Raw genomic sequence first — 14352 nt, forward strand, 5'->3', positions numbered from 1 at the left:
GGTGAAAGAGATGTTTCATAAAGTAGAAGAAGCCATTGAAGAGTTAAAAAAGGGAAAAGTGGTTATTGTATGCGATGATGAAGATCGAGAAAACGAAGGAGATTTTATTGCATTAGCCGAAAAAACGACGCCTGAGGTTATTAACTTTATGGCTACTCATGGAAGAGGATTAATTTGTACACCTGTTAATGAAGAAATTGCGCATAAATTGAATCTTCACCCGATGGTAGCGAACAATACGGATGCACATGGCACAGCATTTACAGTAAGTATTGATCATATTTCAAGTACAACAGGTATCAGTGCATATGAACGCTCTGCTACCGTTATGGCTCTTGTAAATGAAGCGACGGTAGCAAGTGATTTTCAACGCCCAGGACATATTTTCCCATTGATTGCAAAAGACGGGGGCGTTCTGCAGCGTGCAGGTCATACAGAGGCTGCTGTTGATTTAGCAGTATTAGCAGGAGGAAAGCCTGCGGGTGTTATTTGTGAAATTATGAATGAAGATGGAACAATGGCACGTGTACCGGATTTAACAAAAATTGCAGAGCAATTTGATTTAAAAATGATTACAATAAAAGATTTGATTGCCTACCGCCGCAAACATGATCAGCTTATTAGCCGTGAAGTAGAAGTGAGCTTACCTACGGCATTTGGTGAGTTTAAAGCTGTAGGATATACAAATAAACTTGATAATAAAGAACATGTGGCTCTTATCAAAGGTGATATTGATCATAATAGCCCCGTTCTCGTTCGCGTTCACTCTGAGTGTTTGACTGGAGATGTGTTTGGTTCTGAACGCTGCGACTGCGGTCCTCAGCTTCACGCAGCTCTTACGCAAATTGAAGAAGAAGGACGCGGCATTCTGTTGTATATGCGTCAAGAGGGCAGAGGTATTGGCTTACTAAATAAGCTAAGAGCATATAAGCTGCAGGAAGAAGGATACGATACCGTAGAAGCGAATGAAAAACTCGGGTTTGCTGCAGATTTACGAGAGTATGGAATCGGTGCTCAAATCTTAAAAGACCTTGGAGTCAAACAAATGAAGCTTTTAACGAATAACCCTCGTAAAATTACTGGGCTAAAAGGCTACGACCTTGAAGTGATCGAGCGAGTGCCTCTTCAAATGCCGGCAGTGGATGCCAATAAAAAATACTTAGATACAAAAGCTAAAAAATTAGGTCATTTATTACATTTATAATTTTACACTTTTTTTCGTTATAACAAATGAAGCTAATTCATGAAAAGAAATGTAAATAACTATATATTAATACTAGCAGGAGGAACAAAAGATGAATCATTTATATGAAGGAAATTTAGTAGGCACAGGATTAAAAATCGGAATCGTGGTAGGGCGTTTTAATGAATTTATTACAGGCCGTTTACTTAGTGGAGCAGAAGATGCACTCAAACGTCACGGCGTAGCTGATGAAGATGTAGACGTGGCTTGGGTGCCGGGCGCTTATGAAATCCCATTAATCGCCAAAAAATTAGCTGAATCTAAAAAATATGATGCAGTGATCACGCTAGGAACCGTTATTCGAGGAGCTACTCCACACTTTGATTTTGTATGTAATGAAGTAGCAAAAGGCGTTGCATCTCAAAGCTTACAAACAGGCGTGCCAATTATCTTTGGTGTATTAACAACTGAAACAATTGAGCAAGCAATTGAACGTGCAGGAACAAAAGCAGGAAATAAAGGATGGGAAGCTGCAGCATCAGCTATCGAAATGGCTAACCTTTCAAAAATGATTGAAGGATAATAGATACCATTCCAGTTTTTATAAGCTGAAGAGTTAAAAGAGGCTGAAACAAAAGTATGTTAGTTGAAGGAAGATCCGAACGATGAATCGTTCGGATTTTTTTATTGGTAGGGTGAACGCAGGTTTCAGGTATGTAGTGGCTTCTACCTGTAGATTAAAAGGTCAGGCGAAGACTCCTGCGGGAAAAGCGGGAGAAGTGTGACCCCCCAGAAGCGTAAGCGACGAGGAGGCTCAGCGGCCGCCCGCGGAAAGCGAAGTCTTGCACGGAAATCAACTGCAGTGTAGAAAGCGATCTATACTGTCTCATGTATCCCGTTTGTTCGCCTTTAGATTGGATTGATGTAGTTATATCTCAAGCTTTTTTGAATAGAAGCTAGCTATGTATAATTTAGCTAAAACGTCTTACTCTAAGTAATAATTAGGTCGTAAAAGGGAGACGTCTATGCCTCATTATACTGCTTTTTTTGCATTGATTATTATCAGCACAGCCGTTTTGCTTACAGTATTCATACGTAAAAAAGATAAAAAGCTAGTCGTTTTGCTCTTTTTTATCATTGGAATGGCTTATGTACTAGAGTATGTTGTATTTGTGGTGTTTGAAAGTTACGATTACGATCCTGATTTTATGACCCATGAATATTTTGATAATTTGTTCGGATCCTTAACTTCTCAAGCGTTTGCTTTTCCAATCATGGCTATGGTGGTAGCTGCTTATCAATTGAAATTTCGCTATATTTTAATCATTTCAGCTATGTTTATGGGGATTGAAGAATTATTTTTACACTGGGATATTTATACACATCACTGGTGGAAAACAGTTTATACAGGCGCTTTAATGACTATAGGCTTTAGTATTTCAAAGATTTGGTATGTATGGCTAACAGAACGGTATATGACATTTGTGCATTACGCTACATTTTTTCTCGGAATGCTCGCCATTACTTCTACTATTATGTTTATGCTGTTAGCATATTTTCATAATAATTGGTTTTATACGGGATGGTTTGCGTCGGCTACTCATGATTCCGTAAATGCCACGATGATTTACGTTTGTATTGTTACGATTCTCCTCGTTTGGAGTGTAGCCAAAGAATTTTTTATTGGGGCTGGGATGATTATAGCGGGGCTGCGTATAGTAGATATTTTGCTGATTCACTATGGGGTGTTGCTGGTATCTGTTACCACTTCACTTGTTCTTTTTACGCTTTTACAAGCGGGTGTATTCATTCTGAGCGTTATGCTTCAAAACTTTATTATGAAAAATTGTTATGGGACGAGCAAAAAAGACGTTGCGTTTCCAGCGAAGAACTACTAAGATAATACGTAACTCAAATAGTTTAGTTCAATAATATTTGAAACAAAGAAAAATGAATTGACGGTTATGCGTATTATTTGTAAGATAGGAAAGCAAATAATAGAAAGCCGAAACAGGGGAGTGAAGGATTCGTGAAAGAGTCCTTTTTTGTAGAAAAGGTACTTAATAATAATGTATTAATTGCTAAACACCTTACCTATGATGAAGTTGTGCTAATTGGGAAAGGAATAGGGTTCAATAAGAAAAAAGGCGATGAAATCGATGCAAAAGCCGTGGAGAAAATGTTTTTGTTAAAGAGTGAAGAAGAGCAAGAACAGTACAAGCAGCTTTTAGCGCAAGTGGATGAAGACGTGATTGAAATGATGAATGATATTGTAATGCACATTCAAAAGCGTGTTAACATTCCTTTGAATGAGCATATACACATTTCATTGACGGACCATATCGCGTTTGCGATAAAACGTTTTCAGCAGGGAATGGGGCTTAAAAATCCATTTTTACTTGAAACCAAAGCTTTATATCCAGAGGAATATACGATCGCATCTGAAGTGGTAGAAATTATTAGTCGCAAAATAGGCGTGCAGCTTCCAGTAGGAGAGATTGGTTTTATTGCGCTTCATATCCACAGTGCGCTGACTGAAAAAAACCTGCTGGAAGTGAATCAAGACTCGCAGCTTATTCAAACGATTATTAATGTGATTGAAGAATCGCTTCATCTGCAGGTAGACAAAGAATCTGTGCACTATATGAGATTGATTCGTCATTTGCATTTTGCGATTGATCGAGTAAAAACAGGAGAAAAAATAGAAGAGCCAAAAAAAATTGCTTTGCTATTGAAAGAAGAATATCCCCTGTGTTACAATGTGTCTTGGAAAGTGATAAAAGTAATGCAGCAAGCGTTACATTTACCTGTGTATGAAGCAGAAGCAGTTTACTTAACGATGCATCTGCAGCGACTTATAACAAAAACGGATTTATAAAATCATTTCAATACGTGTTACTGATACGATCAGGCATGAGTGAGAAATGAAGCGATGTGTAATTGGATGAGTGTATCCATTTATCGTTTCTTTTTCCTCATGCCTTTTTTTGTTATAAGAAAGCGCAATCATTTAAAGCTTAGGCTTCAGGACACTAGGAGATGTAAGGAGTTTTCCAGTTAAAGAAAGCGTTTTATGAAAGCGCGTTAATGATTCACGTATCAAATAAATAGCTTGTTGCACACTAAATATATAAAAGGAGGTAAGCGCCATGTTTAAAAAACTTTTTGGAGTATTACAAAAAGTCGGAAAAGCGCTTATGTTACCGGTTGCGATTTTACCGGCAGCAGGGATTTTACTTGGAGTAGGGACAGCGCTTCAAAACCCTACATTGTTGGATGCAGTACCGGCACTTGGTGCAGACTGGGTTCAATTGGTTTCAAATGTTTTGTCACAAGCGGGTCAAATTGTATTTGACAACTTGTCGCTATTGTTTGCCGTTGGTGTTGCCGTTGGTTTAGCTGGTGGTGACGGTGTAGCAGGTATTGCTGCAATCGTAGGCTACTTAATTATGAACAAAACGATGAGCACAATCTTAGTTGCTACAGGACAACTAGATCCTGACAAAATGGGTGCCAATCCAGCTTACACTAGCATCTTAGGAATTCCTACGTTAGCTACAGGTGTATTCGGGGGTATCATAGTAGGTATTTTAGCTTCATCCATGTATAATCGTTATTTCAATATTGAATTACCATCTTATTTAGGGTTCTTTGCGGGAAAACGATTTGTACCAATCATTACTGGGGTATTTTCAATTGTTTTAGGTGTTATTATGATTTTCATTTGGCCGCCAATTCAAAGCGGATTAAATGCTTTCTCTACTAACATGATTGATGCAAACCCAACCTTATCAGCTTTTGTATTTGGATTGATTGAACGTTCATTAATTCCATTTGGACTTCATCACATATTCTACTCTCCGTTCTGGTTTGAATTTGGTGATTACGTTAATAAAGCAGGTCAACATATTCACGGTGACCAAAAGATTTTCTTTGCTCAATTAGCAGATGGCGTGCCTTTAACAGCAGGAACATTCCAAGTTGGTAAATTCCCGTTCATGATGTTCGGATTACCAGCAGCAGCTCTTGCAATTTATCACGAAGCTCGTCCTGAAAACAAAAAATATGTAGCTGGTATCATGGGTTCAGCTGCTTTAACATCTTTCTTAACGGGTATTACAGAGCCGCTTGAGTTCTCATTCTTATTCGTAGCACCAGTACTATTTGCAATTCACGCAGTATTTGCTGGTTTATCATTTATGGTTATGCAATTATTAAATGTTAAAATCGGTATGACATTCTCAGGTGGGGTTATCGATTACGTTCTATTTGGAGTTATGCAAAACCGTACAGCATGGTGGCTAGTTATTCCAGTAGGCTTAGTTCTAGCAGTTATTTACTACTTCGGTTTCCGCTTTGCAATCCGTAAATTTAACTTGAAAACACCGGGTCGTGAAGATAAAGAAGAAGGAGAAGAAGATGTAAAAGTAGAAGCAGCAGAGCTTCCAACAAATGTTTTAGCTGCACTTGGCGGTAAAGAAAACATTACACATTTAGATGCTTGTATTACGCGTTTGCGTGTATCAGTAGATGACGTAGGTAATGTTGATAAAAACCGCTTGAAAAAACTTGGAGCAGCTGGTGTTCTTGAAGTTGGTAACAATATTCAAGCTATTTTCGGTCCGAAATCTGACACGTTAAAAGGTCAAATTCAAGACATTATGAATGGCAAAACACCGGTTGTCACAAAAGAAGAGACAAAAACAATTGAAAAACCTGTTGCAACATCTGAAGTAGGAAGCGATAATGGTAATGATATTGTTTCACCGATTGAGGGAGAATTGGTACCTTTATCGGAAGTACCAGATCAGGTATTTTCACAAAAATTAATGGGTGACGGTTTTGCGATTATTCCGAAAACAGGCACAGTAGTTGCACCAGTGGACGGAAAAATAGTAAACTTATTCCCGACGAAACATGCTTTAGGTATTGAATCAACGACTGGACGTGAAATTTTAATTCACGTTGGTATTGATACAGTTAATTTAAAAGGCGAAGGTTTTGAAGCTTTAGTTGCCCAAGGCGATGAAGTGAAAAAAGGACAGCCTCTATTGAAAATTGATTTAGACTTTGTAAAAGAAAATGCGCCATCGACGATTACGCCGATCATTTTCACGAATTTACAAGCTGATGAAAAAATTGATATCTTAAAGCAGGGCCAAGTTTCTCAACAAGAAGCAAATATTATTAACATTTCAAAGTAAAAAGGAGATTGATTTAACATGGCACAAAAAACATTTACAGTAACAGCAGACTCAGGAATTCATGCACGTCCAGCAACAACTTTAGTACAAGCAGCAAGCAAATTTGATTCTGATATCAACTTAGAATTCAACGGTAAAACTGTAAACTTAAAATCAATCATGGGCGTTATGTCTTTAGGTATTCAAAAAGGCGCTACAATCACTATCTCTGCAGAAGGTTCTGACGAAGCAGATGCACTTGCTGCTCTTGAAGATACAATGAGCAAAGAAGGATTAGGCGAATAATGACAAAGGAAATTCAAGGCATTGCCGCTTCTAGCGGCATTGCTATTGCTAAAGCATTTCGTCTAGAAAATCCAGAATTAACCGTTGAAAAAAAATCAGTAACTGAAGTTGAAGCAGAAGTAGCACGTCTAGAAGCTGCGCTAGAAAAGTCAAAATCAGAACTTGAAATTATTAGAGAGCACGCTCGTAAAGAACTTGGAGATGACAAAGCAGAAATCTTTGAAGCTCACTTATTAGTTCTAAGCGATCCTGAACTTATTAATCCAATTAAAGATAAAATTACAAATGAAAATGTAAACGCTGAACATGCACTTGATGAAGTAGCGGCAATGTTCATTAATATGTTTGAGTCAATGGACAACGAATATATGAAAGAACGTGCTGCTGATATCCGTGATGTAACAAAACGTGTATTAGCTCATCTTTTAGGTGTAAACGTTTCAAATCCAAGCTTAATCTCAGAAGAAGTTGTTATTATCGCAGAAGATTTAACGCCGTCTGATACAGCACAGTTAAATCGTAAGTTCGTAAAAGGATTTACAACAGATATTGGCGGACGTACTTCTCACTCAGCAATTATGGCGCGTTCCATGGAGATCCCAGCTGTTGTAGGTACAAAAACAGTTATGGAAGACATTCAAAACGGCGTATTAGTAATTGTCGATGGTTTAGATGGCGAAGTTATCGTTGATCCAAGCGAAGAAACAGTAAAAGCTTACGAGAAAAAAGCCGCTGAGTATGCAGAACAAAAAGCTGAGTGGGCTAAGCTTGTAAATGAAAAAACGGTTTCAGCTGATGATCATCACGTTGAACTTGCAGCTAACATTGGTACACCAGAAGATGTAAAAGGCGTATTAGAAAACGGCGGCGAAGGCGTTGGCCTTTATCGTACAGAATTCTTATATATGGGCCGCGAAGATCTTCCGACGGAAGAAGAGCAGTTTACTTCTTATAAAACAGTTCTTGAACGTATGGAAGGTAAACCAGTGGTTGTTCGTACTCTTGATATTGGTGGAGACAAAGAGCTTCCTTATTTAAATTTACCAAAAGAAATGAACCCATTCTTAGGATTCCGTGCCATTCGCTTATGTCTAGAGATGCAAGACATGTTCCGTACACAGCTTCGTGCGCTTCTACGTGCAAGCGTATACGGTAATCTGAAAATTATGTTTCCTATGATTGCTACTGTTGATGAGTTCCGTCAAGCAAAAGCTATTCTTTTAGAAGAAAAAGCTAAACTTCAACAAGAAGGCGTACAAGTTTCGGAAGACATCGAAGTAGGGATGATGGTAGAGATTCCTTCCTCAGCGGTAATCGCAGATTTATTTGCTAAAGAAGTAGATTTCTTCTCTATCGGAACAAATGATTTAATTCAATACACGCTTGCTGCTGACCGCATGAATGAGCGCGTGTCTTATTTATATCAACCGTATAACCCAGCGATTCTTCGCTTGGTGAATATGGTAATCAAAGCGGCTCACAAAGAAGGTAAGTGGGTAGGCATGTGTGGAGAGATGGCAGGAGATGAGATTGCAATTCCAATTCTTTTAGGTTTAGGCTTAGATGAATTCTCAATGAGTGCAACATCTATTCTGAAAGCTCGTTCTCAAATCCGTCAATTATCAAAAGCTGATATCGAACCTCATTTAGATACAATTCTATCAATGTCTTCTACGGAAGAAGTTATTGAGTTTGTAAAATCAACTTTTCATATTGGATAATAAAAAGGTGTGATCATATATGATCACACCTTTTTTATCTTTTAAGCGAAAATAGTAGGCAGAAGCATATTCGCAAACAGCATTGTAAGAAGTGCTGCTACGATCATGCCAAGGCTAGAAAAAGTACCTTCAATTTTTCCAAATTCAAAAGCTCTTGCTGTACCTGTCCCATGAGAAGCTACTCCTAAAAGAAGACCTCTTGCTAGAGAAGAGTGCAGTGCGAGGAGCTTAATCAGTTTTGGAGCGACCATACATCCTACTACACCGGTTATAATCACAAACATAATGGTAATATTCGGATCTCCTCCTAGCGTCTGAGATACATTAACAGCAATAGGAATCGTAACCGATCTTGGAATCAAGCTATGAACCAGCGTTGATTGTAAATGAAACACTAATGCTAACAGCATGGAAGATATCATGGCAGCAAACGTGCCAAGCCCTACGCTTAAGCTGATTTCAACACGGTGTTTTTTGAGCAAATCAAAATACTTAAACATAGGAACAGCAAAAGCAACGGTTGCTGGTCCAAGCATAAAGCTAATAGCACTGGCACCTTGCTTATAATGATCATAAGAGCCATTCGTCACTAATAAGATGCCAATTAAAAGAATGGGGGCTAGTAAAATAGGGGAAACTAGCATAGACTTATATTTTTTATAGAGCACTTTTGTACCGACATAAACGAGCAGTGTAAGCGGAAGAGCAATCCATGTGAGTAATGTCATTTTAGCGAACCTTCCTTTCTTCTTGAAATATGTTCTGCAATGATTCCCGTTACAGACATCACAATAATCGTACTGATTGTGATAATAATCACAATCTGGATTCCGAAATGCATCAATACATCTCCATAATTGATGAGTCCAACGACGGCTGGTATGAAAAATAGTAATAGTTCTCCCACTAACAGTGTTCCACCTTGTTCAACCCAGCTTAATTTAATTACTTTAAAGTACAGTAAGAAAAACAGTAAGAAAAATCCGATGATACTACCTGGCACTGGGAGGTCAAACCATTGTGAAATACTTTCTCCTATTAAAAACAGAGCCGTTAGTAATAAAATCTGTAAAATCACCATAATCAGTTTCATGATTAGCCTCCTTTATTTATGTTTTTATTCATTCATTTCTAGTTTGTTGAGACAATAATGGAGTCGTCTATGCTGAAAAGACGACTCCATCATGGGAAAAGAGAAACTATTTGGATTTTGCAAATGGGGATACAACTTCAGTAAATGAATGCTACACACTTATCTTACAAAAAATCGACTATAATATGAAATATATAATAACTATGATAACTATTCTTTTTAGTTATAGTTGAAAGAAATCTCTTTACAAATGCGTTGGTAACCTTTTCAAAAAAGAATTTGTGAAATATAAGGTCTAATTATTTAATAAAAGAGATGGAGACATGCCTAAATCAATTCAATTTAAAGACGAACCAATGGGATAAATGATTTAGTATGAATGACTTATTACACCGCCATGAAAAAAATCCGAACGAGTTGGATTTTCTATCAAGAATCAAACTCGTTCGGATTTTTAATTAAACTACTTTTGTCTCAGCTTTGTTAAACTGTACTTTTAATATAATCAATAAAAGCCTGTGTAGCGTAAGAGATATAGCGATCTTTTTTTACGATTAAAGCAATTTCCCACGGAATAGCATTCTCGAGATTAATTACTTTCACATGCTCCAAATCAAGCTTTTCACATAATGAATAAGGGAAAAGAGCAATGCCGAGATTAGCAGCTACCAGCTCTCCAATGAAGTCCCACTGAGAGCTTTTAAAAGCAATATTAGGTGTAAAACCATTTTTTAAACATTCGTTATAGACCATTTCATGCATGGTGAAGTCTTCATGAAAGGAAATAAGCGTTTCGTCTTTTAACTCTTTTAATGAAATCGTAGAATGCTGAGCCAACGGATGAGATTTATGAACAACAAGCTGCAGTGTTTCTCGGGCTAAAGGAGTCGTAAAAAACATGTTTTCATCAACTGGAAGTAAAACTACGCCCACATCCACTTCTCCTTGTTCCACAAATTTTTGCATTTTTTTAGCGCCATATTCCACTAATTGAATATGAATCTCAGGGTATTGCTCTCGAAATGCTTTAATAATAGTAGGAAAAAACAATGTACCAATAATAGGGGGAATGCCTATTTTGATGGTTCCTCTTTTTAAATGCATTAAATCATAGAGGGAATCCGATAAATCTCGGAGAGAAGATAAAATGCTTTCTGCTTGCTCGTACACAATTATTCCTGCATCGGTAAGCTGAACTTGTTTGCCAGCGCGATCAAACAAAGGTGTGCCGAGCTCTTCTTCTAATGATTTAACCATTTTACTGAGAGAAGGTTGCGAAATATGCAGCGCTTCAGAAGCTCTTGTGAAATTTTTATGTTTAGCCACTTCTGTTAAGTAATGCAAATGGCGAACATCCATTTTGTATACCTCCGTGTTCATACATGCTAATTAATAAGATACACACATTCTACCACATTCACAATCAGCTCTATACCTTTCTTTCCTATCAAATAAAATGATCAGTAGAAGAGGCAGTGAATACAAAAGAAATTGCCAACAATATATATTTACACATTGTTTATTTTAGAAGTATAATATATAAATCAGTAGAACGGTTACATATCGATCACAGAATCAATCAATAAGGTGGTTAGAACGGTTGAGTAAAGCAGATGAAATAAGAGATATCGTTTATATTAATGGCCATGTAAATAAAAAATGCTTTATTACATATGGAATTGAATTTAAAGAGTTTTATCATTCCCTTCCTACGCCGCTTGCAAATATATTATTGTTAAAGCACGGTTTTGAAGACAGTGATTACCATTACCAAACCCATATGGACTACGTAGAAGAAGAACAAATTCATCTTTTAGCAGAAGATGATGTTTATAATTATGGTGATTTTTGTTGGATTGATTTTGAGGATGTATCTTCGTTAGATTTGTTAGAACCTCAAGATATTGCAGCGCTGCTGTATTTAGGTCATTTAAAAAAACCGCTCAATTCGCCATTTAATAATAAACTCGGTAATCAATTTGTTTATTTAGCTCATGATGATGGATTTTATAACAAAATCTATTTTCGAGACGTATATGATATGAAGCATATTTTAAGCCGAATCATTCCGTTGAAAATGTCAGAAATTAAGCAAAAAAGATTTGTATTTAGAAGGAAGAAGTTAGAATATCCAATATTGCCGCTCGTGTTAGCAAATACGCTTCTTACTTTAACGAATGACGGTTTGTTTATTGATTTTGAACACATGGTGCAATCGCGTAGAGATATTAAAATTCCTTTGTATACAATCGGTGACTTTGACGACATGAATGAAATGTATAATGATCGGTTTGAGCACAAAGAGATGAGTAAATTGCAGGCGCATCTTGTTCTCACTCATAAAGAGCTAGAGTGGAGCATTGAAGAAGTTCAATAATCTAAAAAGAGGCTGAGACATAACTAAATGAATTCAACCTAAAGACGAACACATGAGATAGATGAGCTGGACTGCTAGAAGGAACGAAACAGATAAAACTATATTCACCATCACAAAAAAACGAACCACCAATCAAACGTGTTGATTAATGGTTCGTTTTTCACTTGGGCTAAACTATTTTTGTCCCAGCCTCTTTTTGAATAGCCGTATAAAATGGATTTTTCCATTCCATTAGTACGGCGTAGTTGTGTGAATCTTCATCTTCAATATAGTTTGCTGCGAGACCAATAGGCGATCTGCCACAGCGCATTAAAAAGGTCATAACCGGGTCGTAGAGAGTTCCAGCTGATACAAGGTCCATGTATTCAACGGGCGTGTACAAGGAAGACACTGATGCGTATCCAGGGATGCGGCATCCACCAAGCAGCCTTTCTAACTTGTAATGAATCACAACTTCATATAAAGACTGCAAAAGCAGCTTCCCAAGCCCCATCGATCGATGCGAAGGAGTGACGCATACGTCCACTACATAAAGTGTATTACCAGAAGGGTCGTGCGTATGAATATATCCGCTTCCTGTTACTTCATCCCATGTGTGAGCTTCATTTCTTTCCACTGAAACAATCGCGCTTGTGATAGATCCGCATATTGTCCCGTCTATCTCCACGCATAGCGCTCCATCCGGAAAAAGGGACACATGGTTATTTAACTGATCTTTGCTCCATAATAATTCAGAAGGGAAAGGAGGGGGGAAGCTTTCTTCTTGAATCCGAATCAACTCATCGAAGTCATTTGATGTATATGATCGTACCGTACATGTTACAGGCTTATTTTGATGAAAGACAAAGCATTGCTTTTTATACACTGCTTTTTTGCCTCCTTTAAGAAAAAATTTTCAGATAATTAAGTATACCATATGAAAAAAAGAAATTATTTCATATTTATTGAAGAATTTGAAGAGAACGTGATAAAGTTAAAAAGATTCGAACTATTAGACGAGGTGAAAGAAATGGATGTTGAATTAAAAGGAAAAACAGCGCTTGTATTTGCGGCGAGCCAAGGGCTTGGCAAAGCGATTGCTGCCAGGCTCGCAGAAGAAGGCGCAAACGTTATGATTGCAAGTCGTTCAGAAGAGAAACTAATCCAAGTAGCGGAAGAGATTTCATACCTTGGAAGCGGACAAGTGTTACATAAAACGGCAGATGTCACGAAAACTCAAGACATTCAAGATGTTATTCAATATACAGTAGATACGTTTGGAACCATTGATATTTTAATTAATAATACAGGAGGTCCTAAAGCAGGGAACTTCCTTTCGTTAACAGATGATGATTGGAAGCGTGCATTTGAGTTAAATCTCCTCAGTTATATTCGTATCATTCGTGAGGTAGTGCCCGTTATGAAAAAGAGCGGAGGACGTATTGTCAATATTGCTTCTTCTTCCATTAAAGAGCCAATTGCTGGACTTATTCTGTCAAATACCTTCCGTACAGGAATCGTGGGGCTTACCAAAACACTTGCTTCAGAACTAGCAGAGGACGGTATCTTAATTAACACGGTTGCCCCAGGAAGAATTGCAACAGACCGAGTGAAAGAGCTAGATACCACTCGTGCTGAAAAAATGGGAGTAGACGTTTCAAAAATTGAAGAAGAGATGAGAAACCAAATTCCTCTTAAGCGCTACGGTCAGCCTGAAGAGTTTGCAAAAGCCGTTGCTTTCTTTGTCTCGGGAGCAAATTCATATATGACAGGCCAGTCGTTTCTAATCGACGGAGGTATGGTGAAATCCATTTAGTTAAATAGAAAAACCCTGCAGCCGCAGGGTTTTTTGTTAAATCCAAGTTGTAACTTGATCTAATGGTAAACGGTCGCTAGCGTGTGCTTCTTTAGCCGCTTTTCCAACTGAGATAAGCATAACTGGAATGTATCGATCCTCAATTTTAAATTCTTCTACAAATTTTTGAGCGTTAAATCCGCCCATTGAGCAAGTGTCTAATCCTTTTGCTTTTGCTGCAAGCATGAATGTCATAGATGCAAGAGAAGCATTCGTAAACGCTGCATCGCGGGCGAAAGCACCGTTTTTATAAGCGCCGTTAATTTGTCCTGACAAAATATTTTTTACGTCTTCTGTCATGTGACCTGCTTCGACTAGTGGATTGTACACGTCATCTACATTTTTATTGGCTTCTAAATCACCTAAGACAGCTACTACAGCGCCTGCTTCTGTAATTTGTTTTTGGTTGTAAGCAATTGGAAGTAGACGTTCTTTCGCATCTTGATCTGTAATAACAACGAAATGCCAGTGCTGTAAGTTCCAAGCTGATGGTGACTTCACTGTTGCTTCTAAAAGTTCCGTTAATTCTTCTTTGGTTAATTTAGCTGAAGAGTCATATTCTCGAATCGATGTACGTTCATTTACCACATCAAAAAAATCTTTTGTCATAATAAAAACCTCCGTTAAAAGTATGTATTTCTTTAGTGAATCGATG

14 protein-coding genes are annotated in these 14352 nt (G+C 37.7%); 9 read left to right on the top strand and 5 right to left on the bottom strand.

Translation table 11 applies throughout. The annotated features are described in order from the left end of the window. The first annotated feature begins 10 nt into the window (after nt 1-10). The 7 genes from BG04_RS17945 to ptsP all read left to right on the top strand — a co-directional run bounded on the left by BG04_RS17945 (nt 11) and on the right by ptsP (nt 8393). Entirely contained in the window at nt 11-1204 is a 1194-nt protein-coding gene (locus BG04_RS17945; RefSeq protein WP_034655260.1) for a bifunctional 3,4-dihydroxy-2-butanone-4-phosphate synthase/GTP cyclohydrolase II, read from the top strand. 91 nt (nt 1205-1295) lie between these two features. Next, complete coding sequence (gene ribH, locus BG04_RS17950; RefSeq protein WP_013056007.1) at nt 1296-1766, top strand: 6,7-dimethyl-8-ribityllumazine synthase; 471 nt, start codon at nt 1296-1298, stop codon at nt 1764-1766. Between the two features lie 442 nt (nt 1767-2208). Beyond that, nucleotides 2209-3081 (top strand): hypothetical protein, encoded by an 873-nt coding sequence (locus tag BG04_RS17955; RefSeq protein WP_034653504.1) that lies wholly within the window; start codon nt 2209-2211, stop codon nt 3079-3081. A 131-nt stretch (nt 3082-3212) separates the two neighbouring features. After that, nucleotides 3213-4061 (top strand): glucose PTS transporter transcription antiterminator GlcT, encoded by an 849-nt coding sequence (gene glcT / locus BG04_RS17960; RefSeq protein WP_034653500.1) that lies wholly within the window; start codon nt 3213-3215, stop codon nt 4059-4061. Nucleotides 4062-4332: 271 nt separating this feature from the next. Then, nucleotides 4333-6387, top strand: coding sequence for a glucose-specific PTS transporter subunit IIBC (gene ptsG, locus BG04_RS17965; protein ID WP_013056010.1), 2055 nt, complete (start codon nt 4333-4335; stop codon nt 6385-6387). Nucleotides 6388-6405: 18 nt separating this feature from the next. Continuing rightward, complete coding sequence (locus tag BG04_RS17970) at nt 6406-6672, top strand: phosphocarrier protein HPr (protein WP_013056011.1); 267 nt, start codon at nt 6406-6408, stop codon at nt 6670-6672. Then, complete coding sequence (gene ptsP, locus BG04_RS17975) at nt 6672-8393, top strand: phosphoenolpyruvate--protein phosphotransferase (RefSeq protein ID WP_013082261.1); 1722 nt, start codon at nt 6672-6674, stop codon at nt 8391-8393. Before BG04_RS17970 ends, ptsP begins: the two co-directional genes overlap by 1 nt. Nucleotides 8394-8434: 41 nt before the next feature. Here the strand turns inward: ptsP and BG04_RS17980 are convergent, their stop codons facing one another. The 3 genes from BG04_RS17980 to BG04_RS17990 all read right to left on the bottom strand — a co-directional run bounded on the left by BG04_RS17980 (nt 8435) and on the right by BG04_RS17990 (nt 10845). Further along, nucleotides 8435-9121 carry an LrgB family protein gene (locus BG04_RS17980; protein WP_013056013.1) on the bottom strand — a complete coding sequence of 229 codons (687 nt, stop codon included), beginning with the start codon at nt 9119-9121 and terminating at the stop codon, nt 8435-8437. Next, entirely contained in the window at nt 9118-9486 is a 369-nt protein-coding gene (locus BG04_RS17985; RefSeq protein ID WP_014461029.1) for a CidA/LrgA family holin-like protein, read from the bottom strand. Before BG04_RS17985 ends, BG04_RS17980 begins: the two co-directional genes overlap by 4 nt. A gap of 483 nt (nt 9487-9969) precedes the next feature. Continuing rightward, nucleotides 9970-10845 carry a LysR family transcriptional regulator gene (locus BG04_RS17990; RefSeq protein ID WP_016763413.1) on the bottom strand — a complete coding sequence of 292 codons (876 nt, stop codon included), beginning with the start codon at nt 10843-10845 and terminating at the stop codon, nt 9970-9972. Nucleotides 10846-11086: 241 nt separating this feature from the next. On the opposite strand from BG04_RS17990, the gene BG04_RS17995 reads away from it, so the two are divergent. Continuing rightward, on the top strand, nt 11087-11863 hold the full coding sequence (locus tag BG04_RS17995; protein WP_013056016.1) for a hypothetical protein: 777 nt from the start codon (nt 11087-11089) through the stop codon (nt 11861-11863). 169 nt (nt 11864-12032) lie between these two features. Here the strand turns inward: BG04_RS17995 and BG04_RS18000 are convergent, their stop codons facing one another. Continuing rightward, a complete protein-coding gene (locus tag BG04_RS18000) occupies nt 12033-12728 on the bottom strand; it encodes a GNAT family N-acetyltransferase (protein WP_034653499.1) in 696 nt (231 codons plus the stop codon). Nucleotides 12729-12872: 144 nt separating this feature from the next. Between BG04_RS18000 and BG04_RS18005 the strand changes: the two genes are divergently transcribed. Next, entirely contained in the window at nt 12873-13658 is a 786-nt protein-coding gene (locus tag BG04_RS18005) for an SDR family oxidoreductase (protein WP_016763415.1), read from the top strand. Between the two features lie 36 nt (nt 13659-13694). On the opposite strand, the gene BG04_RS18010 is transcribed toward BG04_RS18005, so the two are convergent. After that, on the bottom strand, nt 13695-14306 hold the full coding sequence (locus tag BG04_RS18010) for a nitroreductase family protein (RefSeq protein WP_016763416.1): 612 nt from the start codon (nt 14304-14306) through the stop codon (nt 13695-13697). Nucleotides 14307-14352: the final 46 nt, after the last annotated feature.

Source organism: Priestia megaterium NBRC 15308 = ATCC 14581, from assembly GCF_000832985.1.
Taxonomy (GTDB): Bacteria; Bacillota; Bacilli; order Bacillales; family Bacillaceae_H; genus Priestia; species Priestia megaterium.

Coding starts and splice junctions, on each gene's coding strand:
- BG04_RS17970 (WP_013056011.1), top strand. CDS start 6,406: ATGGCACAAAAAACATTTACAGTAACAGCAGACTCAGGAATTCATGCA.
- BG04_RS17945 (WP_034655260.1), top strand. CDS start 11: ATGTTTCATAAAGTAGAAGAAGCCATTGAAGAGTTAAAAAAGGGAAAA.
- ptsP (WP_013082261.1), top strand. CDS start 6,672: ATGACAAAGGAAATTCAAGGCATTGCCGCTTCTAGCGGCATTGCTATT.
- BG04_RS18010 (WP_016763416.1), bottom strand. CDS start 14,306: ATGACAAAAGATTTTTTTGATGTGGTAAATGAACGTACATCGATTCGA.
- BG04_RS17980 (WP_013056013.1), bottom strand. CDS start 9,121: ATGACATTACTCACATGGATTGCTCTTCCGCTTACACTGCTCGTTTAT.
- ribH (WP_013056007.1), top strand. CDS start 1,296: ATGAATCATTTATATGAAGGAAATTTAGTAGGCACAGGATTAAAAATC.
- ptsG (WP_013056010.1), top strand. CDS start 4,333: ATGTTTAAAAAACTTTTTGGAGTATTACAAAAAGTCGGAAAAGCGCTT.
- BG04_RS18005 (WP_016763415.1), top strand. CDS start 12,873: ATGGATGTTGAATTAAAAGGAAAAACAGCGCTTGTATTTGCGGCGAGC.
- BG04_RS17985 (WP_014461029.1), bottom strand. CDS start 9,486: ATGAAACTGATTATGGTGATTTTACAGATTTTATTACTAACGGCTCTG.
- BG04_RS17955 (WP_034653504.1), top strand. CDS start 2,209: ATGCCTCATTATACTGCTTTTTTTGCATTGATTATTATCAGCACAGCC.
- BG04_RS17990 (WP_016763413.1), bottom strand. CDS start 10,845: ATGGATGTTCGCCATTTGCATTACTTAACAGAAGTGGCTAAACATAAA.